Genomic DNA, 25414 nt, shown 5'->3' with positions numbered 1-25414 from the left:
AAAGGAGGCTCTACCCGGCGGAGCCGTTACCAGATGTAACGGTGTTCCGGCGGAGGATCTCAATTCAATTTCCTCCAACATTATTGCGTTCCCTTCTGATCGAATAGTAGCTACGCCCGGAGAAGCCGGTGCCTCATGTAACGGTATTCCTGTGGAGGATGTCCATTCAGTTTCTTCCAACATCATCGCGTTCCCATCTGATCGAAAGGAGGCTACACCCGGTGAAGCAGGTACCGGGGATAACAGCATCCCCACGGATGATAGCAATTCGTTTTCTTTCAATCCTGCTCCGGAAATTTCGACTGGCGAAACCAGTGCTGCCCGCTACCGCATCCCTGCATCAGTTCCCGCTCAGGATTCATCAGACGAGCACAAAACCAGTGCCGGCAAGGAAGCGCTTCCGGCCTCCCTCACCGCCCGCCTCGCCACGCTCAGATCAAACAATAATCTCGAAGAATGGATTTTTGTATACCTCGACTATATCACGGAGCAGCCCGTACAGCGCCTCAAGCTGCTGATGGACCTGCCCGCAAAGGCCTGGCGGCAACCGGCCAACGCGGACGAGCGTACGGCCTGGCTGGATATGCTCACCTACCAGGGATATTACCAGATGTATGCAGGCAACATCCTGCCGTCGATCGCGGCATATGAAAATGCCTACCGCTTTTATTATGCGGCGCCGAACCCGGAAACGGACGTACTGGAATATATTCTAAAACCGCTGGGCAACAACTACACCCGCCTCGGTGATTACGAAAGAGCCACTTTCATCCAGACGAAAGGCCTCGATATGGCCCGGCAGCACAAGGATGCGAAGCAGGTGGCGGGCATGTGCAACAACCTGGCCGTGTCGTGCGTGATGCAGGAGCAATACGCCAAAGCGCTGGAATATGGGCGGGAAGGGCTTCGCCACGCGCCGGAAGGCTCAGGGATTGCAGGTTTGCTGCATGCCACCATCGCCGATGTTTATCTGAAAAGCAACCGGCCGGACAGTGCGGCGCTCAACGCCGCCACCTGCATCTGGCTGCTGAATAAATCTGCCGCGCTCAAAGAAGAAAATGCCGCTTACTGGCTCGCCTCGGCGCATGAGATGGCGGGCGATATTGCCCTGGCCCAGCTTCGGCTGAGGGAGGCGCAGCAGTCGTTCAACGCCGCCCTGCAAAGGCTGGACAAATATTATCCCGGCGCCCGCAAACGGGAAAGAGCACGGCTGCTGGGCAAGTGCGGCCGTGTGGCGTTGTTACGGCAGCAACCGGCCCCGCAATACGGTGAAGCGATTCGTTTGCTCGTTCCCGTTAATAGCAACGGCTGGCCGGCAGATAGTGTACTGTATGGCGAGTACACACTGGCCGATGCGCTGGAAGGCCGCGCGGATGCGCTGGTGCAGGCCGGCCGCCTGGAAGATGCCCTGGCCGGGTACCAGCTCATTTTCAGGGTGGAGCAATTACTGAGAAGGGAATTTTTCAGCAGGGCCACCCGGTTGCTGCATCAGCGGCAGTTCCACGACCTCGCCGAAAAAGCCATGCACACGGCGTTTATATTGTGGGAACGGACGGGTGACCAAACCCATGCCGCTACGATGTTGCAGATCATGGAAAAAAGTAAAGCGCAGGTACTGCTGGAAGAACAATTGCTTAACCAGCAGATCAGCCGCCTCCAGATGAACGACAGCCTATTGGGTAAACAACGGCAACTGCAGCAGGCCATCGCCTATTACGATCGCGAAGCAGCGCTCTCCGGTCAAAAGAACGCGGCCCGGAATGCCCTCGCATACGAGCTTTCACAGGTGCAGCTGCAAATCAAAAAGAAATACCCGGATTATTTTGAGCCTGTCACAACCGACTGGCACATCCGAGACCTGCCGGCGGGCCTGACGGTAAAACATTTCTTTACCGGTAAACATCACATCTACATCATGGACCTCGACGCCGGCGGGATAAAAACCATCCGCCGCCTCGCCAACGCGCAGCAGCTTCAGGCATCCGTGCAACACTTCGTATCGACATACTTTCACAACGGCCCGCAGGCCATGCAGAATAACCCGCGGCAGTTTTACGACGATGCGCACCGGATTTACCGATGGCTCTGGAACGATACCGCCATCGCCGGTAAATACCTGCTCATCCCGGACGGCTGGCTGGGATACCTGCCTTTCGATGCATTGCCCACGAATGCCGCGTACCAGCAGGATGTAGGGCGCTGGCCCTTCCTGTTGAAACGCGCTTCCACCGGCCTTGCTTATTCGCTGGAAACCTGGTTCCGCCAGCAGCAGCAACACGACAATGCACCGCGCCGGATGACCGGCTTTTTTATGTCGGGCGACGGCCTGCCTGCCGTGGATAAGGAATATGACCTGCTGCGCGGACAGGTGAAAGGAAAGTATTTCCGGAACGGAGAGGCTACGCTTGCTGCATTCCGGGAACAACTCGCACAGGCCAGCCTGCTGCATCTCAGTACCCATGCGTATTTGCAGGGTGAACAACAGCTGCCCGCCATACAGCTGGCAGACGGGCCGTTCTTCCTGTTTGAATTGTACACCAGGAAATTCCGTCCCGGCCTCATCATGCTCAGCGCGTGCAGAACCGGGCAGGGCATGATGGCGGAAGGCGAAGGCATCATCAGCCTTGCCCGCGAATTCGCCGCCTCCGGCGCTTCGGGTATTGTAGCCGGTTTGTGGAATGTGCACGATGCCGCCGGCGCACAGCTCACCGGTGATTTTTACAATGCCCTGCTGCGGCAGCAGGATCCCATGACGGCGCTGCACACTGCTAAAACCGCCTGGGTGGATAACTCGCAGCTTTCCCGCCAGCTGAAGCTGCCGTATTACTGGGCCGCCCTGACGTATGTGGGGCATCATCATGCTTTCGTCATTGAAAAAAACGGAAAGAGAAATGGGGGATGGTGGCTGGCCGGGGGACTGCTCATTTCCATCAGTGTATTCATCGTGCTCTTCCGGAAAAGAAAACATCGCCGCGGCACAAACCCGGTCTGAAGACAGATGCTGCGTTACAGGAAACGCATTAAGGTAAAGCATACTGCTCCCGTAAATACGGATGCTCTCTTACAGGAAACGCATTAAGGTAAAGCCACGCACTGCCGGCCTGCATACTGCTCCCGTAAATTTTGGATCTTACCTACTTCTCCACCGACGTGGGGAAAATTACCTCTACCAGTCGGAATAAAATATCGCGCAGCACGGCCGCATCTTCTTCCCCGATGATGCTCGTGTAATACCCCTGTACTTCATGCACCACCGCCGATGTGTCGATCACCAGCTGTTTGCCCTTGTCGCTGAGGAAAATCACCGTAGCCCGGTTATCCGTTTCATGTTTGCGGGTATAGATGTAGCCCGTGGCTTCCAGGTTTTTCACCACCTTGCTCATCGCCTGCTTCGTAATACGGGCTTTCTTGGCCAGCTCATTGTTGATGGTGCCCTCGGGGGAAATATTCACGATCAGCACCATGTCGCCAATCTTAAAATCTTTATAACCAGCCTGTTGCAACTTCTCGGTGAGGCGCGCGTCAAAATCCTTTTTTACGATGCTCAGCAGCCGTATCAGCAGCCGGGGCCGGACCGCTACTATTTCCTGCAATTGTTGATCTAAGGTTGATGTGGTCATATAACAGTTGTTAAGGCTTTGCATGCGAAGATAATAAGTTACCCATATAGTTGGCTTCGATGTAAGGGGTAAAGCGGGGTGCCGGAACACGACTGGTTGTTTTGGCCGTGTGTGCATAGAAAAAGCCCGGCCCTTTTGAGCCGGGCTTATCTTTTATACGCCGTGTTTATTTTCCTCCCGCGATGCCCATTTCAAGGCCGCGCAGTTCGGCAAGGCCACGCAGGCGCCCGATGGCGCTGTAGCCGGGATTGGTCTTCTTATGCAGGTCGTCGAGCATCTGGTGCCCATGGTCGGGGCGCATGGGGATGGATACATTCCTTTTCTGCATCACTGCCAGGATGCTTTTTACCACGCCGTACATGTCCACATCGCCCTCGAGGTGGTTGGCTTCGTAGAAGTTGCCCAGCGCATCGCGTTTGGTGGAACGGAGATGGATGAAGTGAATGTGATCGCCGAGGCGCTCTACCATACCGGGCAGGTCGTTGTCTTCCCGCACGCCGTAAGAGCCGGTGCAGAAACAAAGGCCGTTGGCCGGGGAAGGCGCCGTAGCCAGCAATTCGCGGGCATCCTGTTCGGTGCTCACCACGCGGGGCAGGCCCAGGATCGGGTACGGGGGATCGTCGGGGTGAATGGCGAGTTTGATACCCACTTCTTCCGCAACGGGTACGATCTGCTGGAGGAAATAAAACAGGTGGAGCTTCAGTTTGATGGCGTCCACGTCTTTATACTTGTCGAGCGCAGCCTGGAACTGCTCCAGTGTGAAACTTTCTTCGGAGCCCGGCAAACCGGCGATGATATTGCGTTGCAGCACGGTCTTCTCTTCGTCGGTCATACTGTCGAACTGCTCTTTGGCGCGGGAGATCTCCTCTTCGGGATAATCGTTTTCCGCGCCGGGCCTTTGCAGCATGAACAGGTCGAAGGCCATGAACTGCGCTTTGTCGAACCGGAGGGCTTTGGAACCGTCTTCCACCGTATAGGCAAGGTCGGTGCGCGTCCAGTCGAGCACGGGCATGAAGTTATACGTGACCGTGTACACGCCGCAGGCGGCGAGGTTGCGGAGGCTTTGCTGGTAATTCTTGATGTATTCTTTGAAGCGGCCGGTTTGCGTTTTAATGTCCTCATGTACGGGAACACTTTCCACAACAGACCAGGTAAGGCCTGCGGCTTCTATTTCCTGTTTGCGCTGCATGATTTCCTCTTTGCTCCAAACAACGCCGTTAGGAACGTGGTGCAATGCGGTAACGATACCTGTGGCGCCCGCCTGGCGGATGTCTGAAAGGCTTACCGGGTCTTTGGGACCGAACCATCGCCAGGTCTGTTCCATTCTCAACATACTCTGAATGTTTTTTTAGTTTCCCAAAAATAGAATCAAATGCGGGATATGCAAATAATCGGCAAGAAATATCCTGTTTGCGCGAAAAAACTGCAAATTTCAAACGCTGCAGCCGGGGCGGGGCGCATGTTTCCGCCGGTTGTTAACGGGTAGTAAAAGTTTTAACGGAATGTGGGCGGCTGTTGCAGCAGTATCACCATCAGGTCCATCACATTGGTATGGGTATGCCCGGTTTTGAGCAGCGAACCCGTTTTTTCGAAGAAGTGATATGCGTCGTTGTTGTGCAGGTAAGGATGGGCATCGGGCGCATGTTGCAGGATGTGCGTATTCACCACGGCCCCTGCCGCATCGGTGGGTCCGTCGATGCCGTCGGTGCCGGCGGAGAGGAAAGTGATATACGGTGCATCTTTCAGTGCAATGCCGGCAGCCAGCGTCAGCTCCTGGTTACGGCCGCCTTTGCCCCTGCCGGTCACATGCACGGTGGTTTCGCCGCCGGCCAGCAGGCATGCGGGAAACGGGCCTTCGTAAGCGATGGCCTGCTGTGCAAGGCGGTGGGCGGTTTCTTTGGCTTCGCCGGTAATGGTGTCTGTCAATATCGTGGTATGGTACCCCAATGCTTCCGCTTTGTTGCGCGCCGCTTCCAGCGCAATGCTGTTGCTGGCCGCCACACAATGGCGGGCATGCGCCATCGTGCCGGGTTTGGCGGTTTCGGGGATTTGCGCGGCGAGGCCCTGTTGCAGGTGATGCAAAATGCCCGACGGCAAATCCTTCACCAGCCCGTATTTTTCCAGCACGGCCCAGGCGTCGGCGAAAGTGGACGGGTCTGCAACGGTAGGCCCGGAGCCGATCACAGCGGGGTCGTTGCCGGGCACGTCAGACAGAATGATGGTGTAGATGTCGGCCGGGTGAAGTCTGCGCGCCAGCTGCCCGCCTTTGATGGCGGAGAGGTGTTTGCGCACCGCGTTCATTTCCCGGATGTTGGCGCCGCTTTTCAGCAGCACATCAAAGAGCCCCTGCAACTCCCCGAGGGGCACGCCTTCCGGTGCATCGGCCAGTAATGCGGAGGCGCCGCCGGACAGCAGGAACAGCACCAGGTCGCCCGCCTGCATGGCGCCGGCCATTTCGAGCATGGCCATCCCGGCAATGAGGCTGTTCTGATCGGGCACGGGGTGCCCGCCGATGATCGTTTGTATGCGGGAAAGGGGAAAAGGGGAAGCATCGTTGGTTACGATGAGGCCCTGCGTGATCCTGTCTTCCAGCAGTTGCTCCGCTTCGTGCGCCATGGCCGCAGCGGCTTTGCCGGCGCCAAGCACAAAAATGCGTTTTGCTGCAGCGGCAAGTTCCTGTGGCATGCACGCGCGCATGAACTGCTGCGGCTGCACCGCGGCCACTCCATGCCGGAATATCTCAATGGCCTGCGCTGCGAAGTGCTCCATCAGGGATTCGCTTTTCGGGCCAACTGCTTATCCTGCTTGCGGTCCATCTTCGCTTCGAGCTGCTCTTTCTTTTTCAGCTCCCAGTCGTTCCACTTCTTATACTGAACAGGCGTGAGCACGCTTTTGAAGCGGTTGCTCCGTTCGGCATCCAGCTGCTGGCGCAGCTGCATCTTGCGGCGGGCGTCCAGCGTGGTATCCCGGCGGGCGGCATCGCGGCGGCGCGAAATATCGCTGTTGATGGCATGGATCTGTTCGTTCTGCGCCCTGGTGAGGTTCAGCTCCCGGTACAGCTTGTCAGACATCTTGTCGGCCTTCGAAGCAGCATCCCATCTATCCCTTTTAACCCTGGCCGTTTCCTGTGCCTGTCCAGCCAGTACCGTCAGCAGGAACATCCCCATCATGAGGCATGATTTCATTTTCATAACTATCGATTATCTTATTTTCCGCAACTTTTATACCGCTCGTAAAATTTATCCCAAATAGTGAGGCAAGCGGTCAATCATTTGTTAAATTTAACGCTTGTAGCTGTATTGTGACCTGATGCCGGACATTTATTTAATCTGAACCTGTACCGGTGGTTTTTTTCAGCCATCATCTAAATGCTAAAAGTAAATCGAACATGAAACCAAATTTGTTACAACAGAAGCCGCAACGCTACGGCTCCCGGTTAACCCATGCACGGTACCGTTCCGTATTGGGCGCCATCGGGCTGCTGCTGGCCGGCCTCGGCGCCAGCGCCCAGCAAACCTGGCCCGTGAACGGCGTGGCGGATCCGAAAGAAGACTGCTATGCTTTTACCCATGCGACCATTGTAAAAGACGCGCAAACCACCCTCAACAACGCTACCCTCGTTATCCGCGACGGTAAAATCACCGCGGTAGGCGCTTCCGTGGCCATCCCGAAAGACGCCGTGGTGATCGACTGCAAGGGCAAGTTCATTTATCCTTCGTTTGTGGACATTTACAGCGACTATGGCATGCCCGCCGTGCAGCGCCGCTCATTCAGCGGTTTCGGCGGCGGGGGCGGCCCGCAGTTCCTGTCGAACACCAAGGGCGCCTATGGCTGGAACCAGGCCATCAAAAGCGAAGTGAACGCCGTACAGTTATTTACGGTGGATGATACAAAAGCCAAATCCCTCCGCGAGCAGGGCTTCGGCGCCGTGCTCACGCACCAGAACGACGGTATCGCCCGCGGTACCGGCGCACTGGTAAGCCTGGCGGCGGAAAGGGAGAATAAAACCGTGCTGCTGCCCAAAGCCTCCGCACATTATTCTTTCGATAAAGGCTCTTCCACGCAGGATTATCCTTCTTCCCTCATGGGCGTGATCGCCCTGCTCCGCCAGCAGTACCTGGATGCGCAGTGGTATAAATCCGGCCCCACCAAAGAAGGGCTGAACCTCAGCCTCCAGGCCTGGAACGATAACCAGTCGCTCGTGCAGATATTCGATGCGGGCGACAAATGGAACGCCCTGCGCGCCGACAAGATCGGTGACGAGTTCGGCGTACAGTATGTGATCAAGGCGGGCGGCAACGAATACCAGCGTATACCGGAAATTGCCGCCACCAAAGCAGCTTACATCCTGTCCCTCAACTTCCCGCAGGCAACCGATGTGGAAGACCCGAACGACGCGCGTTTTGTAGCGCTGTCGGACATGAAACACTGGGAACTGGCGCCCACCGCCGCCGGCGCTTTCGAGAAAGCGAACATTCCTTTCTGCCTGTCCGCCGCCGACCTGAAGGATGCCAAATCCTTCCTGGCCAACCTGCGCAAGGCGATCGAATACGGCCTCTCCGAACAGAAAGCGCTCGAAGCGCTCACCAAAACGCCGGCGACGCTGATCAAGGCGTACGATAAAGTGGGCAGTCTCGATGCCGGTAAAATCGCCAACTTCCTGGTGACCTCGGGCCCCGTGTTCGCGGAAAACACCATCATCCACCAGAACTGGGTGCAGGGCAATAAATACGCGCTGAAAGAAGACGGCTGGAAAGACCTTCGCGGTTCCTACGTGATCAGCTTCAACAACGTGAATTACCCGGTGGAGATCAAAGGCACCCCGGCCTCCCTCAGCCTGAGCAACAAAGACAGCATTGCCGGTAAAATCGAGGTGGACGGTCAGCTGGTGAAAATGGTCGTTAATAACTCCAAAGACGGTAAGCAGCAGCTCCGCCTCAGCGGCGTGATCGGCTCCGATAATACCTGGAGCGGCTCCGGTAGTAATGAAGCGGGCGTGTACAGCAACTGGACCGCCACGTTCTCGAAACCCTTCGTTGCCAAAGCAGACACCGCCAAAAAGAAAACCGCTCCCGAACTGGGCAAAGTATATTATCCTTTCGTGGGCTACGGCTATGAGACCCTGCCCAAGCAGGAAGACATTCTTATCCGCAACGCCACCGTATGGACGAATGAAAAAGAAGGCAAGCTCGAAGGCGCCGATGTACTGGTACGCAACGGCAAGATCGCGCAGATCGGCAAAGGCCTCAGCGCCGGCAACGCCCGCGTGGTAGATGGTACCGGCAAACACCTCACGCCCGGCATCCTCGACGAGCACTCCCACATCGCGATTTCCCGCGGCGTGAACGAGGGCACCCAGTCGGTAACCTCCGAAGTGCGTATAGCCGACGTCGTGAATCCCGACGATGTGAACATCTATCGCCAGCTGAGCGGCGGCGTTACCTCCTCGCACCTGCTGCACGGTTCCGCCAACACCATCGGCGGCCAGAGCCAGCTGATCAAACTGCGCTGGGGCGCCAATGCGGAGCAGCTGAAGTTCCAGAACTGGGACGGCTTCATCAAGTTCGCGCTGGGTGAAAACGTAAAACAATCCAACTGGGGCGCCGCGCAACGCGTGCGTTTCCCGCAGACGCGCATGGGCGTTGAACAGGTGCTGGCGGATGCCTTCACCCGCGCCCGCGACTACGAAAAGGCAGGCGCCAATAAACGCCGCGACCTCGAACTGGACGCACTCGTGGAAATCCTGAACAAAAAACGTTTCATCACCTGTCACTCCTATGTGCAGAGCGAAATCAACATGCTGCTCAAAACCGGCGACCGCTTCGGGTTCAAGGTGAACACCTTCACCCACATCCTGGAAGGGTATAAAGTGGCCGACAAGATGAAAGCGCATGGTGCAGGCGCGTCTACGTTCGCCGACTGGTGGGCGTACAAAATGGAAGTGGTGGACGCCATCCCCCAGAACGCCGCCATCATGCAGCGTGTAGGGCTTACCGTGGCCATCAACTCCGACGATGCCGAAATGGCCCGCCGCCTCAACCAGGAAGCCGCCAAGAGCGTGAAGTATGGTGCGGTGAATGAAGAAGACGCCCTCAAGATGGTAACCCTCAATCCTGCCCAGCTGCTGCATGTGGCCGACCGCATCGGCAGTATCAAAACCGGGAAGGACGCAGACCTCGTGCTGTGGAGCGATCATCCGCTGAGCATCTACGCCAAAGCCGAAAAAACCATGGTAGACGGTATCATCTATTTCGACCGCGAAAAAGACCTGGAGCTGCGCAGCCGCATCGCCGCAGAGCGTAACCGCCTGATCGGCAAAATGCTCGGCGACAAGAAAAAAGGCCTGCCCACGCAGAAAGCAACGCCCAGCCGCGAGGAAATATATCATTGCGAAGACCTGCACGCCGGCCACCAGCACCACATTCTGCACGACGCGGAGCAGGGAACGAATAACCAGTAAACCATATATAGATGGAACGTGATCGCGTTCCATCCGGCAACTGAAAAGACAAAAAACATGAAAAAAGTATTCAGCTATATATTGGGGCTCACCGCCTGCAGCCTGTACGCACAGGCCCAGGAAACGGTTTACCCCGCCAGGCCGCAGCAGGGCCTGGTGTTCCTGAAGAACGCCACCATTCACGTGGGCAACGGCCAGGTGATCAACGGCGGCACCATCGGTTTCAACGGCGGCAAGATCATTGCCGTGGGCGCCAACGTGGCCATCCCGATGGACGATGTAAAAGTATTCGACCTGCAGGGGCAGCACGTATACCCCGGCCTCATTGCGCCGGAAAGCAGCCTGGGCCTGACCGAGGTGGAAAGCGTACGAGCCACCAACGACTATGAAGAGGTAGGGGAGATCAATCCTTCCGTACGCTCCATCGTATCGTACAACACCGATTCCAAAGTGATCGCCACCCTGCGCACCAACGGCATTCTGCTGGCGCATGCGGTGCCGCAGGGCGGCCTCATCAGCGGCAGCTCTTCCGTGGTACAGCTAGATGCCTGGAACTGGGAAGACGCGGCGTATAAAACCGATAACGGCATTCATTTCTACATGCCCCGCCTGATGGCCCGCAGCAACCCCTTCGGCAGTTCCGCCGCAGGTCCCAGCAACGATGCCGTAAAAGCCGCCATGGCCAAGATAGACGAAGTCAAAGCGTTTTTCCGCGCGGCCAAAGGCTACCTGGCTGAAGCCAAACACAGCGAAACCAACCTGAAATACGAAGCCGTAAAAGGCCTGTTCGACCGCTCACAGAAACTCTTCATCCATTGCGACCTGGTGAAAGAGCTGATCGTAGCCACCGACATCGCCAAAGAATTCGGCTTCGACGTGGTGATCGTGGGCGGCACCGATGCCTGGCTCATTACCGATGTGCTGAAAAAACAGAACATCCCGGTAGTGCTGGCGCAGCCGCACAGCCTGCCCGTAATGGCCGACGATGATGTGGACCAGCCTTACAAAACCGCCGCCCAGTTACAGAAAGCCGGCATCCTGTTCTGCATCAGCAACGAAGGTTTCTGGCAGCAGCGCAACCTGCCCTTCAATGCAGGCACCGCAGGCGCCTATGGCCTGAGCAAAGAGGAGGCCCTGAGCGCCGTAACCCTCAACCCGGCCAAAATCCTGGGAATCGCCGACAAAACCGGTTCGCTGGAAGTAGGTAAAGACGCCAACATCGTGGTGAGCACCGGCGATATCCTCGATATGAAAAGCAGCGTGATCACCCGTGCCTACATCCAGGGCCGCGAGGTAAGCCTGGAAGACAAACACAAACAACTGTACGAAAGGTATAAATACAAGTACGACCTGAAGTAACGGGCCGAAGGCCTTCCTGAAAAAGGGGCTGTGACTGGTAAAAGCCGGTTGCAGCCCCTTTCTTGTTTATCGGCACACTGGTCATCTCATTATTATAAACAGTTCTTTCAGTCTATATTTTTCCTATTTAAGCCCTATATGCTTCCTTCCTTTAAAAGAAGGAAGCATATAGGAAGCAAATAGAACGTATATAGGACGTATATAGGGCGTATATACTTATAAACACAATAGCAGTAACGGTTTCAGACAATTTGATACCATATTCGGTTCAAGCATTGACAAGTGGATTATTATAATGTGTTGATATTGTATGTTTTAGAGTAACATGGCAGATGCGCCCGAGAGCGCTCAATCTTTTCCACGATCGCTTTTTGCCGCCTGTAAGGAGGCAGATAGGTTGGCATAGTATTGATTATCAATTGTTTTGCCCGGATAAGCGGCCCGTTGCCGGGAAAATGTTCCCTCCGGGCCATTGCTGCTGACATACCCTTGTCACCGTGGGGGAGGACATTTGTCGAAAAAAGCCATGAGAATCACTACCACCAAGCTCTTCGGCCTTACGGAAATAAGCCCCGAAGAGGTGCGGCAGATGCTCGGTAAGCCCGGATTTGTCACCATCGATAACAACCCTGTTTCCTCCTTCCGCCGTCATCATCTCCCCGGGGCCAGGCACCTGGACCCGGGAGATTATTCCGCCGAGGACCTCGGCGCCGACCCCAACACCACGCTGGTGTTTTATTGCTCGGACGCGCTTTGCGGCGCGGGGCCCTATGCCGCCAAACGCGCGCGGAACATGGGCTTCGAAAAGGTGTATGTGATGACCGCCGGGCTGTCCGTCTGGCTGAGGAAGGGGTACCCGGTAGAGCAGGGCATAAAAAACGGCGCAGTACCGGAGTAAGCTGCGCCGTTCGACCCGTGAGGGGTGGATTACACCACTTTCACGAGGATATAGTTTTTCTTCCCTTTCTGGAAGAGGATGTTTTTCCCGATGATGAGCGCATCGTTGTTGATCGGCTGGTCGATGGCGGTGATTTTGCTGCCGTTCATGCTTACGCCGCCATTCTGGATGGTTTTACGGGCTTCGCCTTTGCTGGGGAAGATGCCCGCATCGGCCAGGAAACTCACCACGTCTTTACCCGCGGCCAGGTCGGTGGCGGTTACTTCGAACTGGGGCACGCCGGCCATGACCTTCAGCAGCTGCTCTTCAGACAGCGATTTCAGTACGTCCACGGAGGCGTTGCCGAAGAGGATCTGGGAGGTGGTGATGGCGAACTCATATTCCTGTTCGCCGTGGATGAAGCTCGTCACTTCTTTAGCCACCCGTTTCTGGAGCACGCGTTTGCCGGGATCCTGCTGGTGTTCTTCCACGAGGGCGTTGATGGTGGCTTCGTCGAGGAAGGTGAAGGTTTTGATGTAGTTCACCGCGTCTTCGTCGCCGGCATTCAGCCAGAACTGGTAAAACTCGTAGGGCGTGGTCTTTTTCGGGTCGAGCCAGATGTTGCCTTTCTCCGATTTGCCGAATTTGGTACCGTCCGCCTTTTTGATCAGGGGGCAGGTGAAAGCGTAGGCTTCCCCGCCGCCGATGCGGCGCACCAGCTCGGTGCCGGTTACGATATTGCCCCACTGGTCGGAGCCGCCCATCTGCATTTTACAGTTCTTCGTATTGTAAAGATGGTAGAAGTCATAACCCTGGATCATCTGGTAGGAGAACTCGGTAAACGACATGCCGCTTTCGCCTTCGAGGCGTTTTTTCACCGAATCCTTCGCCATCATATAGTTCACCGTGATGTGTTTGCCCACGTCGCGGATGAAGCTGAGGAAGGTGATGCCCTTGAACCAGTCGTAGTTATTCACCATTTCGGCCGCATTGGGTCTGGCGGGGTCGAAATCGAGGAACCTTTCCAGCTGCGCTTTGATGCAGCGCTGGTTATGCAGCAGCGTTTCTTCGTCGAGCATCTTTCTTTCTTCCGCCTTGAAGGAAGGGTCGCCCACCATACCGGTTGCGCCGCCTACGAGAGCCAGGGGTTTGTGCCCCGCCTTCTGCAGGTGCACCAGCAGCATAATGGGAACGAGGTTGCCCACGTGAAGGGAGTCTGCCGTAGGGTCAAAACCGATATAAGCCGTGGTCATTTCCTTTTGCAACTGTTCCTCCGTGCCCGGCTTAATATCCTGCACCATTCCCCGCCAGCGCAATTCCTTAATCAAATCCATGAATCAGAAAAATTTTTGCAAACCTACGGATTCAATTACGAATTCGGAAGGCGGAAGTCGTAATTGGTTGATAAACAGTTTGATATATTTCAAGTAGCAAATCCGGTATTACGAGTAGTTTGCATATTACAAACGTATATCTATGAAATGTTTCCTGTTATCTCTTACCTGTCTGCTGGCGGCAGGGACCGTTGCCGCACAGGACTGCAACAAATATTTTTACAGCACGCCGCAGGCCTCCGCGGAAATTTCTCTTTATAACATTGGCGGCCTGCCGGATGGGAAAGCTGTGTATAAGGTGGAAAGCGTGAAAAATGACAAGGGGGTAGTGATGGCTAATATCCGGGCAACGCTGACCGACAGGACCGGCAGAACGGTTTCCAAAGGCAGTTTTGATTTTAAATGCGATAGTACGGGCGCTTCGGTGGACGTACAGCAGTATTTTGTGTATATGCCCCTGATCAGCTACAGGATTGCCGCAATGCCTACCGGCGGCTATCTCAGGTATCCGGCGGTGTTGTCGGTGGGAACGAAATTGCCGGATGGCTATGTGCGCACGGAAGCGACCGTGAATGGCAAAAAAATGAAGCTGCACTACCAGATAAAGAACAGGAAGGTGGTTGGAAAAGAAAAAATCACTACCCCTGCCGGTACCTGGACCTGTTGTGTCATCACTTATGACGCCAATTCCTCACTGGACGGGCCGGGGGACGGTGGCTCGGCATCCCAGCTTGGGGGCCGGGAATGGTTTGCGCCCGGTTTCGGCGTTGTTAAAACCCATCATCTTTCGCCGGGAGGCAAAAGCAAAGAACCCTACGGCACGCAGGTGCTCACCAAACTGACAAAATGAGCAACGTTTGCGTCTAAATGCGTAAATTGAATAACACAATCGAACCCCAATGAAACGTCTCTGGATAACTGCCACGTTTTTTCTGACTGCTCTCGCTGTTGCTGCGCAGGATTGCAGGAGTTATTACTACATGGTGTCCAACTCGGAAGTGGAAATGACCGTTTTTAACGGCGAAGGCGCTTCCATTGGCAAGCAGCATTTTAAGATAGCCGATGTCAAAAAAGAAGGGGGAGACCTGGTTTCCTCCTTCACGTCTGTTTTTTCGGGGAAAGACGGGAAAACCATCACATCCGGCCAGGGTACTTTCAAATGCAACGGCAACGGCATTTTTGTGGACATGAAAATGAACATGCCTTCCATGCCGGGCGGCAAGGGAGCCGGTTCAGCCAAAACCTCCGCTGCCTACCTCAGTTATCCCGGAACGCTGTCTGTGGGGCAGAAGTTGTCCGATGGTAATTTCAGCATGGATACCGAGGCCAACGGCATGAAGATGAAGATGGATTACGCGGTGAAAGACCGCAAGGTGACGGGGAAAGAGAAAGTGACCACGCCGGCCGGTACCTGGGACTGTTACAAAATCACCTATGCCGCCAGTTTCAAAATGAACATGATGGGAAAAGACATGGAAATGCCTTTCAACGCAGCGGAATGGTTCGCGCCGGGCTTTGGTGTGGTGAAAACCGTGAATTACGGGAAAGAAGGCAATAAGGTGATGGGCAGCACCGAAATCACGAAAGTAGTCAAGTAGTTATACCCGCGGCCGCCAGGGGATTTCTTCCGCCTGCAACTGATGGCCCACATACCGCGCCAGTACGAACAGGTAATCGCTCAGCCGGTTGAGGTACTGCAGCACCAGCGGTTCCACGTGCATATCCTGTTCCTGCATGTTCACACACAGCCTTTCCGCGCGCCTGCATACACAGCGGGCGATGTGGCAGTGCGACACGGCTTTGTGGCCGCCGGGCAGCACAAAAAATTTCATTTCGGGCAATACGGTATTCATCTGGTCGATGCTGTTTTCGAGCACCTGCACGTCGGCCTCATGCAGGTCGGGGATTTTCATTTTGGTGTCTTTATCCGGGTCCGTGGCCAGCGAAGCGCCCACCGTAAAGAGGCGGTCCTGTATCTCGCGGATGAGCGTCTTTACGGCGGTTTCTTCCATATAATCGTTCACCAGCCCCAGCCAGGAATTCAATTCGTCTACCGTGCCGTACGTTTCGATCCGGAGGTGGCTCTTGGCAACTTTGGTGCCGCCGATCAGGGAGGTTTTGCCTTTGTCGCCCGTTTTGGTGTATATCTTCATTGCCATAATCGCCGTTTTTACGAAGGTAAAGAAATAAAAAAGGCGGCAGAACATGCTGCCGCCCCGGGTATGTTACGGGTGTGGTCAGTTGGTGCTGACTGCTTCCCTGATTTCGTTCAGTTTGTCGGATTCGATGAGGCCGTCGCGCAGGCGGATGATCCGGCGGGCGTGTGCGGCGATGTCTTCTTCGTGCGTTACCAGCACCACGGTGTTGCCGGAAGCGTGGATTTTGCCGAAGATCTCCATGATCTCGATCGAGGTTTTCGTGTCGAGGTTACCGGTGGGCTCATCGGCGAGGATGAGCGAAGGGTCGTTCACCAGGGCGCGGGCGATGGCCACACGCTGGCACTGGCCGCCGGAGAGCTCGTTGGGTTTGTGTTTGTACCGGTCGCCGAGGCCTACTTTCTCCAGCATCAAACGGGCCTTCTCTTCCCGGTCGCGTTTGCTGATACCGGCATAGATCAGCGGTACGGCCACGTTTTCGAGGGCGGAAAGGCGGGGCATCAGGTTGAACTGCTGGAAAACGAAACCGATTTCCTGGTTGCGGATACGGGCCAGCTCATTGTCTTCCATCCTGCTCACATCATGCCCGCTCAATACGTACTTGCCGCTGGTAGGCGTATCCAGCGCCCCGAGAATGTTCATCAGGGTGGATTTGCCGGAACCGGACGGGCCCATCAGGGCTACGTACTCGTTCTTGAAAATGTCGAGGGATACGCCTTTCAGTACGGGCAGTTCATTTTTCCCGATGAAATAGCTTTTCCTGATTTGTTCCAGATGGATGACAGAAGACTGGGCCATAGTTTATTTCTTGATTACTTTAGGGACGCTGAAATACTCCTCAGTATGGGCAGGCGCATTTTTAAGGCCTTCTTCACGACTGATACCGGGTAGCACTTCATCGTTGCGGAGCACGTTGGTATCAGCAGTCATATGCAGCAATGGTTTCACATCTTTCGTGTCCAGTTCCGCCAGTTTCTCCACAAAGGTGATCATTTTTTGGAGGTCCTGCCGGATCTCTTCACTTTCTCCCGGGTTGATTTCCAGCCTTGCCAGGGTTCCCAGCTGCCGGATCAGGGCATCATTCACTTCCATGAGTTCAAATTAACGAATTAAAGCTAATAAATAGTACCGATATCACCGATAAATGTGACCGGTTCGCAAAATTAGGGATAAATGGCGGCCAATTTTCTTAAATTGCGCCCCGATATGGGAAAGGAAAAAGAAATCGTTGTGAGCGGCATCCGCTCTACCGGCATATTGCACCTCGGGAACTATTTTGGGGCCATCCGCAACTACATCCGCATGCAGGAGGAGTATAACTGTTATTTCTTCGTGGCGGACTGGCATTCCCTTACCACCCACCCCGATCCGAAGGCCCTTCGCGGCAACGTGTTCCGGGTGCTGGCGGAAAATATCGCCTCCGGCCTCGACCCGGAAAAGGTGACCCTCTATGTGCAGAGCGACGTGCCTGAAATTGCCGAGCTGTATCTCATGCTCAATATGATGGCGTATAAAGGTGAGCTGGAAAAAGTGCCCACGTTCAAAGACAAGGTGCGCCAGAACCCCGATAACGTGAATGCCGGTTTGCTGACGTACCCGGTGCTCATGTCGGCCGACATCCTCATTCACCGCGGTTATAAAGTGCCCGTGGGAAAAGACCAGGAGCAGCACCTGGAGATGAGCCGCAACTTCGCGCAGCGTTTCAACAACCGCTACGGGCAGCTGTTCCCCGAACCGGTCCCCTTCAATTTCGGCGACGATCTTATCCGTATCATGAGCCTCGACGGTAACGGGAAAATGAGCAAAAGCGAAAACCAGAACGCCACCATTTACCTCAACGACAGCGACGACGCCATCCGCAGCAAAATCAAAAAAGCCAAAACAGACAGCGGCCCGCAGGAACCCAATTCCGTGATGCCGGATTATATCAGCAACCTCTTTACCATCATGCGCCTGGTGTCTACACCCGATACCGTGCAGCATTTCACCGATGCTTTCAACAACTGCGGCATCCGTTACGGCGATCTGAAAAAGCAGCTGGCGGAAGACATGGCGGCTTTCATTAAACCCATCCGCGAAAGGGCGGAAGCCATCGAGCACGACCAGGCTTACCTGAACCGCATCATGCGGGAAGGCGCCGAGAAGGCCCGTGCGTCTGCGGTACAGACTTTACAGGAAGCACGCAAACTGATGGGTTTAAATTATTATTGATTCGTTCATTCCCCCATGCATGGCAAAAAATAAAATCAAGCACATTGCGATAGCCGGCAATATCGGCGCAGGCAAAACCACGCTGACCGAAATGCTGGCGAAGCATTACAAATGGACGCCCCAGTTCGAGGATGTGGAGCATAACCCCTACCTGAGCGATTTTTACGACGATATGCCCCGCTGGTCGTTTAACCTGCAGGTGTACTTCCTGCACAGCAGGCTGAAGCAGCTGGTGGATATCCAGCACGGCAAGGAAACCGTTATCCAGGACCGCACCATTTACGAGGACGCGCACATTTTTGCGCCCAACCTGTATGAAATGGGGCTGATGACGAAGCGCGACTTCGACAACTATTTCAACTTTTTCGAGACGCTGAAATCGATGGTGAAGCCGCCCGATCTGCTGATTTACCTGCAGGCGTCCGTGCCTACGCTGGTGGCGCAGATCCAGAAGCGGGGGCGCGAGTACGAAGAGAATATCCGGCTGGATTACCTCAAGCGGCTGAATGAGTTTTACAATTCATGGATCGAGAAATACAAGGACGGGCCTTTGCTGATCATCGATGTGGACAAGAACAAATTCCCTGAAAAGGACGAAGATCTCGGTGAGATCATTTCTAAAATAGATTCCGAACTGTACGGGTTGTTTTAAAGCAATATACCTGATTTTCGGGTCACTTCGCACCGCGCCGTCACGGCGGGTTACGATAAAAAATATCTCCGGGTTTGGCAGCTGATGCTCCTGAATCCGGAGATGTTTTTTTTGGCGGAGATACCGGCTGCTGCTATCTTGCTGATGTTTGTTAACCAGCAGTAAAAGGTATGAAGATCATTGTTTGTCAGCTGTTGATGCAGTTGTTATGCATACAGATGCCGCAGTTTCCCGCGGGCGGCAGTTTTTCCAGCGTATTTCAGGTATTCAGGAATCCCGGCGCGATGGCGGATGTGCAGCATCCCGCAGCAGGATTGTATACGGAGCGGCGTTTCCTGTTGAAGGAAATGAACGTGTACGCGCTGGCGTTAGGCATGCCGGTGTCTGCCGGCGTGTTGGGGTTCAAGTTGTGGCAGTTCGGTTTCCCTTTGTACCGGGAGCAGCTGGCGGGACTGGGGTATGCCCTGCCGCTGGGCGAACGGTTGCGGGCTGCGGTGTGCCTGAATTACCGGGCGCAGGCGCTGGAGGCGGAGCTGGGGCTTGTCTGGAAACTGACGAAGGAATTAAGGGTGGGGCTGCATTGTTACGGGCCGGGTGGAGCATCCGGCGCCTACACGGCATCGGTGTATTATCTGCCGGCGCCCGGCTTGCGGCTGGAGGGGGAATGGCGGAAAGAAGCGCAGCTGCCGCTGTTTACGCGGGTACAGTGCCTTTACCGGCCGGCAGATGCTTTATGGCTGCTGGCCGGGTTTTCCGCCGCGCCGCCCACGCAATTCGCCGGTGCGGCATTCAGGGCAGGGCGTTTGCAGGTGGGCGTTACGGGGAGTTATCATTTGTTGTTGGGCATTACACCCGGGGTGACGCTGGTATGGGGACGGGAATAGGAAGAATGGGAAGGAAGGGCATACAACAAAGGGAACATCGGCTAATAGTAAGTGGCAGTATAAGGTTTGATCACCTGATACCTGGCCGGATGAAATGTGGCAGGACCAGTTATGGCCGGCTGCAATGGCTGATCTTTTTGCTATTGTGCAGTCATTCCCTGCAGGCGCAGCACGAAGAACAGCTGGAACAGCTGCCGGAACAGGAGCATGCGCAGCTGGAAAACGATGAAACTTTCCAGGAAAGGGAGGCGCGCACCGTGCGCCAGCTGAACCTCAATACGGCCGACGCGGCGTCGCTGCATGCGCTTGGATTGCTCAGCGGCATGCAGGTTGAACAGTTCCTTGCTTACCGGCAACTGCTCGGGCCGCTGATCAGCCTTTACGAATTGCAGGCGGTGCCGGGGTTCGACCTGCCGCTGATACAAACCCTGCTGCCGTATGTGCGGGCGGGCAATGACCTGGAACCGGTGTATCATCTGAAAGATTACCTGCGCCGCGGGAAACATGTGTTGCTCCTGCGTTATGGGCGGCCGTTGGGGAATGGTGACAGGATGAAGAACAATTACAGCGGCAGCGCCGATAAGCTCATGTTAAGATATCGCTACCAGTTTTTACCGCATCTCAGCTGGGGCGTGGTGATGGAGAAAGACGCGGGCGAACAGTTTTTCAGGGGCGCTCAACGGCAAGGATTCGATCACTATGGCGCGCACCTGTTCCTCCGGCGGCCAGGGAGATTAAAGGCGCTCGCGCTGGGCGACTTCACCGTCAACATGGGGCAGGGCCTCATTCAATGGCACGGGTTGTCGTTCGGGAAAAGCGCGAATGTCGTGCAGCTGCGCCGGGAAGGGGAGGTGCTGCGGCCTTATGCATCGGCGGGGGAGTTTTACTATTACCGGGGAGCGGGCCTCACCCTCAAAACAGGGCGCCTGGAATGGACCGCTTTCCTGTCACGCCGCTCCCTCGACATGGCAGACAGTAGCGGCTCCCTTACCAGCAGCGGTTATCACCGGAATGCGGCCGAGGTGGCCAAGCGCGGCGCCGTTCTGCAATACACCGCCGGCGCCGTCAGTAAATGGCTGCTCCCGCAGGGGCATGTGGCGCTCAACGTGCTGGCGCACCGGTTTTCAAAGCCCTTCATTAAGGACGGTGCCCCGTACCGCCTGTTCGGTGCAGACGGGCATACGTTCGTCAATGCCGGCATCGACTATGCCGCTACCTGGCGGAACGTTCATTTCTTCGGTGAGGCGGCGGTGAATAAAAACCGGGAGTATGCGGTGTTGCAGGGTCTGCTGGCGGCCCTTCACCGGAACGTCGATGCAGGATTCGTATTCCGACATGAAGCAAGGGGCTACCAGGCCTTTTATGCCAATGCCTTTGGTGAACAGCCGGCGGCAGGCAATGAGTCCGGCCTGTATGCCGCATTGCACATCCGCGTTAACAGCCGTTGGCAGATAGCGGCTTATGCGGATGTGTTCCGCTTTCCCTGGCTGCGGTACCGTATCCATGCGCCCACACAGGGGTACGATGCATTGGCGGCCCTGAGCTGGCAGCCCGATAAGCACACCGCCGTTCAAATCCGGTACCAGTATAAACAACCGGCTACCGTTGATTCTCTCATCCCGGCGCAACAATTCCGTTGCCAGTTCACCATGCCCGTCGTGGCCCGTGCGATCAGCTGGAAGTGCCGGGTACAGGCCGCTCCGGCGGCCTGGCTGGTGCACCAGCAATTTGAAGCGCGCTGGCGGCAATGGCGTGTGGGCGCCGGGTATACCTGGTTCGAAACGGGCGGGGAAAAAGCGGTATACCTGGCGGGTCAGGGGTTTCCCGGCGACAATGCGCTGGCCCGGTATGCCGGTACGGGATGGAATGCACAGTTGTTGGTGCAGTGTCGGTTGGGTGGGGCCTTCACCGCATGGTGCCGCTGGCAGTATGCGCCCGGTAGTAATAGTTTGCAATTGCAATTGCAGTGCGGGTTTTAGAGAACTTGCAAATTTGCAACCGGCAGATCGCTTGCCAGCAAAGCATTAACATATCGTCGTTCGCGACCTCCCGAAAAATCCCGAATTATCAGTAGAATCAGCCACTTTTTACCATGAGGGTGAAACAGGGATAAATATTTTTTTAAATAATATTATCATCTTATCTTGTTGATTCACATGCGCTTGTGAAATTATCTAGTTGATGTGATTTAACATTATTTTAACCCATGTATTTTTGAAAATAAAAAAAATCCTATCTTACAAATGTCATCCAAAATACTGAACTTGAAGGGAGCGAAAATTGAACGCTGAAATAATTAGGGGTAAGAGAGAAAATTAATAAGCCAAAATTTAAACCGAGAAATAAGTTATCCAGAGCATCTCAACGTTTAGTCAACCGACGGTAAAGATCGCCATTCTATTACCATGAACCTTACTTATTGTAGCAACCCAGGTTTGTAATAAAGCAATTTTATTACGGGAAACGTATGCAACATGCTAACCGTAAAACCTATATGATCAGACATTATTTTATATCAACCGCTAATCAATTTTAAACAAAATCTAAATCATCGCTATGACCTAAATCCAATCTGACATTATTTAATTCATTCTATTACCGCCAATTTTTAGTATTACAAGTTCATCATCCAAAATCTGAATCTCTTTTTATGAAAAAAGCTTTGCTTTTCATCGCCATGCTTATGGTGATTGTCACGTTGGCCTATGCACAGCAGCGCCAGGTGACAGGTAAGGTGATAGGGGAAGATGGGGCCCCTGTACCGTTCGCCACCGTCCAGGTAAAAGGCACTACTTCAGGTACTACCACAGATCAAAACGGCAATTTCAAACTCAATGTAACCGGGAACAACACCGTTCTCGTGATCAGAAGCATCGGGTTTACGCTGAAAGAAGTGGCAGCCGGCAGTGAGTCCAACCTGAACGTCACACTCGCGCCTGATAACACCAACCTCCAGGAAGTAGTCGTAACGGCCCTGGGTATCAAGCGCAGCCAGAAATCCGTATCCTACGCAGTGCAACAGGTAGATGCGGCCAAACTGGCATTAACCCGCGAAACCAACATCAACTCCTCACTGGCTGGTAAAGTAGCCGGGGTACAAATTATGGGTCAATCCGGAGCGAAGATCGGCGAAGGCGCAGTGGTTCGTCTGCGCGGCGCCGGTTCGCTCCAGGATAAAAACCCATTGTTTGTATTGGATGGTACGCCGGTAAATCCGGACGACATCAATATGGACGATGTTGAAAACGTATCTGTGCTGAAAGGCCCCAACGCTACGGCGCTGTACGGCCAGCGCGCAGATGCGGGCGTGGTGATCGTCACCTCCAAAAAAGGCCGCCGTCAATCCGGTATCGGCCTGGAACTCAACTCCACCACCACTTTCGACCGCGTTACCAACCTGATGAATTATCAGAACGAATACGCGGGCGGTGGTAAATACGAGCTCAGCCGCTACACCTGGCAGCCGGGCCAGCCTGATTCCTGGAAGGCGCTCGACGGCAAATTCTATCACGATTATTCCGATGACGCCAGCTGGGGCCCACGCATGGTAGGCCAGGAATATATTCCCTGGTACGCCTGGTATCCCGGCGCGGAATTCGGTAAAACCGCCAAACTGCTGCCGCAGAAAAATAACGTGCGCGACTTCTACAACACCGGTATTTCTGCGAACAACAACATCAACTTCAGCAAGGCGGACGATGGTTACAGCATCCGCGTGTCACTCACCAACCTGGAACGCCAGGGTGTGATGCCGGGCTCCAAACTGAGCAAATACAGCCTCTCTACACAAAACTCGTTCGACCTCGGCAAACACTTCACCATCGCTTCCAACGTGTATTACGTAACGGAAAAGCTCGACGGTGAGTTCATCGACGGTTATTCCAACAACTCCACCGGTTCATTCAACCAGTGGTTCCACCGCGACCTGGATATGGCTAAACTGAAGCAATACCGGAACCTCCGCGCGCCCCAGGGCTCACTGGCCAGCTGGAACCACCTGAACCCGGATTCCTATACCTCCGCCAACGAGCTGAAGTTCTACGGCGGTAACTATTGGTACAACCCGTTCTCCTATTTCGATAACATCGAAAATATCCAGAACAGGAACCGCCTCTTCGGTGATCTCAGCCTTACCTACAAACTGAACGATCACTTCCGTATCGCCGGTTTTGTAAGAAGGAACGAGCTCAATACCAACTACGAAAACAAAACGCCTTATATCATCGAAACGAGTGCTACCCAAACGGGTATCAAACAGGGCTACGACACCCGTCAGACGCTCACCCGCGAAGACAACTTCGAAGTACTGGCCACATACACCAATAACTTCTTCGACGGCCTGAGCGTGGATGTGAACCTCGGTGGTAACGTCCGCAAAAACAAATTTTCCGAAATACAGGCCAATACCAACAATGGTTTCACTGTACCGGACCTGTTTGCGCTCAGCAACTCGAAAGACCCGATCTCTTACCGTAACAACCGCACCAACAAAACGGTACGGAGCGCTTACGGCCGTGCAACACTGGGCTGGAAAGAAACCTACTTCCTCGATATGTCGCTGCGTAACGACATCAGCTCCGCGCTGCCCAAGGATAACAACTCTTACTGGTATCCTTCCGTGGGTGCGAGCGTGATCTTCAGCGAATGGCTGAAAGAAGGTTTCCCCGCACTGAACTACGGCAAGATCAGGGGCAGCTACGCCAAGATCGGTTCCGACCTCGACCCGTACGGTCTCGACCTGCTGTACACCGTAGGCTCCAACCTCTTCGACGGCAACTCTATCATGCAAACGCCCAACACCCTGCCTAACTCGGAAATCAGGCCTTCGCTCTCCGGTTCTTTCGAGATCGGTGCGGACGTACGTTTTTTCAACAGCCGCCTGGGTGCTGAGTTTACATACTACAACGAAGATAAAAAGGATGAAATCCTGACCGTGAACGTATCCAACGCCAGCGGCTTCGTTACCAAAACCATCAACGCCGGCAGGCTGCAAAGGAGCGGTATCGAAGTGTTACTGACAGGCGTTCCTGTTAAATCGAAAGACTTCACCTGGGAAACCACGCTAAACTTCGCCAAAGGCACCTCCAAAGTGGTGGAACTGACGGAAGACGTGAAAACCTATACCCTTCCGAATGGCGACAGAGGCGGTGCCGCCGTGGCTTTCGGCGTGGCGACAGTGGTGCATAAAGAAGGTGAAACCTGGGGCCAGCTCCGCGGTAACGGTATCAAACGCCTCAATGGCCAGCCGGTACTGAATACAGACGGCACCTACATGATGGAGCAGAACCTCTACTTCGGTTCCGTACTGCCCGACTTCACCGGCGGCTGGTTCAACTCCTTCGAATACAAAGGATTCAACCTCTCCGCAGTGGTAGACTTCCAGAAAGGCGGCAAATATTTCTCCCTGTCTGATTTCTGGGGCTCCTTCTCCGGCCTGACCGCTAAAACTGCCGTGCTGAACGACAAAGGCATCCCGGTTCGTGACCCGGTGGCCGATGGCGGTGGTGTAGCTGTATCCGGTGTGGATGAAGACGGCAAACCCGTTAAAACATATGTGGACGCACAAACCTACTGGCATCAGTTCCGCACCAACTCAAACATCGCGGACATGTCTATCTATGACGCATCTTTCATCAAACTGCGCGAAGTAAGCCTCGGCTACAACTTCCCGGTATCTAAAATGACGAAGAAAATATTTACCCGTGCGAATGTTTCTGTTGTGGCAAGAAACGTGTGGTTGATTCACGCAGAAGAGAAAGGCTTTGACCCGTCCGAGCTGTCCGGTCGTTTCGGTGAAAACGGTCAGATGCCCGGCGTTCGTTCCATCGGTTTAAATATCAAGTTAGGATTCTAAAAAATCA

At 54.7% G+C, this 25414-nt stretch carries 19 protein-coding genes; 11 read left to right on the top strand and 8 right to left on the bottom strand.

Features of this window, described 5'->3' with window-relative positions; all coding sequences use genetic code 11:
• The first annotated feature begins 151 nt into the window (after positions 1-151).
• Positions 152-2992, top strand: a complete 2841-nt coding sequence (locus tag EGT74_RS03905; protein ID WP_158617993.1) for a CHAT domain-containing protein — start codon at positions 152-154, stop codon at positions 2990-2992.
• Positions 2993-3134: 142 nt separating this feature from the next.
• Here the strand turns inward: EGT74_RS03905 and EGT74_RS03900 are convergent, their stop codons facing one another.
• The 4 genes from EGT74_RS03900 to EGT74_RS03885 form a co-directional block, all read right to left on the bottom strand.
• The gene (locus EGT74_RS03900) at positions 3135-3620 is read right to left on the bottom strand and encodes a MarR family winged helix-turn-helix transcriptional regulator (protein WP_158617992.1); all 486 of its coding nucleotides are present in this window, start codon (positions 3618-3620) and stop codon (positions 3135-3137) included.
• Between the two features lie 166 nt (positions 3621-3786).
• On the bottom strand, positions 3787-4953 hold the full coding sequence (gene uxuA, locus EGT74_RS03895; protein WP_123845218.1) for a mannonate dehydratase: 1167 nt from the start codon (positions 4951-4953) through the stop codon (positions 3787-3789).
• 161 nt (positions 4954-5114) lie between these two features.
• A complete protein-coding gene (locus EGT74_RS03890; protein ID WP_123845217.1) occupies positions 5115-6389 on the bottom strand; it encodes a glycerate kinase type-2 family protein in 1275 nt (424 codons plus the stop codon).
• Positions 6389-6811, bottom strand: coding sequence for a hypothetical protein (locus EGT74_RS03885; protein ID WP_123845216.1), 423 nt, complete (start codon positions 6809-6811; stop codon positions 6389-6391). The genes EGT74_RS03890 and EGT74_RS03885 overlap by 1 nt, the downstream gene beginning before the upstream one ends.
• 197 nt (positions 6812-7008) lie before the next feature.
• On the opposite strand from EGT74_RS03885, the gene EGT74_RS03880 reads away from it, so the two are divergent.
• From EGT74_RS03880 to EGT74_RS03870, 3 genes are all read left to right on the top strand, one after another.
• Positions 7009-10080 (top strand): amidohydrolase family protein, encoded by a 3072-nt coding sequence (locus tag EGT74_RS03880; RefSeq protein ID WP_123845215.1) that lies wholly within the window; start codon positions 7009-7011, stop codon positions 10078-10080.
• A 57-nt stretch (positions 10081-10137) separates the two neighbouring features.
• Complete coding sequence (locus tag EGT74_RS03875; protein ID WP_123845214.1) at positions 10138-11439, top strand: amidohydrolase family protein; 1302 nt, start codon at positions 10138-10140, stop codon at positions 11437-11439.
• Between the two features lie 526 nt (positions 11440-11965).
• Positions 11966-12337: a rhodanese-like domain-containing protein gene (locus EGT74_RS03870; RefSeq protein ID WP_123845213.1), complete on the top strand. Its 372-nt coding sequence runs from the start codon at positions 11966-11968 to the stop codon at positions 12335-12337.
• Positions 12338-12366: 29 nt separating this feature from the next.
• On the opposite strand, the gene tyrS is transcribed toward EGT74_RS03870, so the two are convergent.
• Positions 12367-13650 carry a tyrosine--tRNA ligase gene (gene tyrS, locus EGT74_RS03865; protein WP_123845212.1) on the bottom strand — a complete coding sequence of 428 codons (1284 nt, stop codon included), beginning with the start codon at positions 13648-13650 and terminating at the stop codon, positions 12367-12369.
• 142 nt (positions 13651-13792) lie between these two features.
• Between tyrS and EGT74_RS03860 the strand changes: the two genes are divergently transcribed.
• Both EGT74_RS03860 and EGT74_RS03855 read left to right on the top strand, forming a co-directional pair.
• Positions 13793-14500: a TapB family protein gene (locus EGT74_RS03860; RefSeq protein ID WP_123845211.1), complete on the top strand. Its 708-nt coding sequence runs from the start codon at positions 13793-13795 to the stop codon at positions 14498-14500.
• A 49-nt stretch (positions 14501-14549) separates the two neighbouring features.
• Positions 14550-15248 carry a TapB family protein gene (locus EGT74_RS03855; RefSeq protein WP_123845210.1) on the top strand — a complete coding sequence of 233 codons (699 nt, stop codon included), beginning with the start codon at positions 14550-14552 and terminating at the stop codon, positions 15246-15248.
• Here EGT74_RS03855 and EGT74_RS03850 read toward each other — a convergent pair whose 3' ends face one another.
• The 3 genes from EGT74_RS03850 to gatC form a co-directional block, all read right to left on the bottom strand.
• On the bottom strand, positions 15249-15809 hold the full coding sequence (locus EGT74_RS03850; protein ID WP_220392805.1) for a cob(I)yrinic acid a,c-diamide adenosyltransferase: 561 nt from the start codon (positions 15807-15809) through the stop codon (positions 15249-15251). It abuts the gene before it with no gap.
• Between the two features lie 78 nt (positions 15810-15887).
• Positions 15888-16604 (bottom strand): ABC transporter ATP-binding protein, encoded by a 717-nt coding sequence (locus EGT74_RS03845; RefSeq protein ID WP_123845209.1) that lies wholly within the window; start codon positions 16602-16604, stop codon positions 15888-15890.
• A 3-nt stretch (positions 16605-16607) separates the two neighbouring features.
• The gene (gene gatC / locus EGT74_RS03840; RefSeq protein ID WP_123845208.1) at positions 16608-16898 is read right to left on the bottom strand and encodes an Asp-tRNA(Asn)/Glu-tRNA(Gln) amidotransferase subunit GatC; all 291 of its coding nucleotides are present in this window, start codon (positions 16896-16898) and stop codon (positions 16608-16610) included.
• A gap of 114 nt (positions 16899-17012) precedes the next feature.
• Between gatC and trpS the strand changes: the two genes are divergently transcribed.
• The 5 genes from trpS (at position 17013) to EGT74_RS03820 (ending at position 25407) form a co-directional block, all read left to right on the top strand.
• Positions 17013-18017, top strand: a complete 1005-nt coding sequence (gene trpS / locus EGT74_RS03835; RefSeq protein ID WP_123845207.1) for a tryptophan--tRNA ligase — start codon at positions 17013-17015, stop codon at positions 18015-18017.
• A 19-nt stretch (positions 18018-18036) separates the two neighbouring features.
• Complete coding sequence (locus tag EGT74_RS03830; protein WP_123845206.1) at positions 18037-18669, top strand: deoxynucleoside kinase; 633 nt, start codon at positions 18037-18039, stop codon at positions 18667-18669.
• Between the two features lie 170 nt (positions 18670-18839).
• Positions 18840-19553 (top strand): hypothetical protein, encoded by a 714-nt coding sequence (locus EGT74_RS26830; RefSeq protein WP_158617991.1) that lies wholly within the window; start codon positions 18840-18842, stop codon positions 19551-19553.
• Between the two features lie 89 nt (positions 19554-19642).
• Positions 19643-21532, top strand: a complete 1890-nt coding sequence (locus EGT74_RS03825; protein WP_158617990.1) for a ComEA family DNA-binding protein — start codon at positions 19643-19645, stop codon at positions 21530-21532.
• Positions 21533-22203: 671 nt separating this feature from the next.
• Positions 22204-25407, top strand: a complete 3204-nt coding sequence (locus EGT74_RS03820) for a SusC/RagA family TonB-linked outer membrane protein (protein WP_123845204.1) — start codon at positions 22204-22206, stop codon at positions 25405-25407.
• The last annotated feature ends 7 nt before the right edge of the window (positions 25408-25414 follow it).

The sequence above is a fragment of the Chitinophaga lutea genome, assembly GCF_003813775.1.
GTDB lineage: Bacteria > Bacteroidota > Bacteroidia > Chitinophagales > Chitinophagaceae > Chitinophaga > Chitinophaga lutea.
Note: the sequence above shows the minus strand (reverse complement) of the source record. Positions and strands in the feature narration are given on the sequence as shown.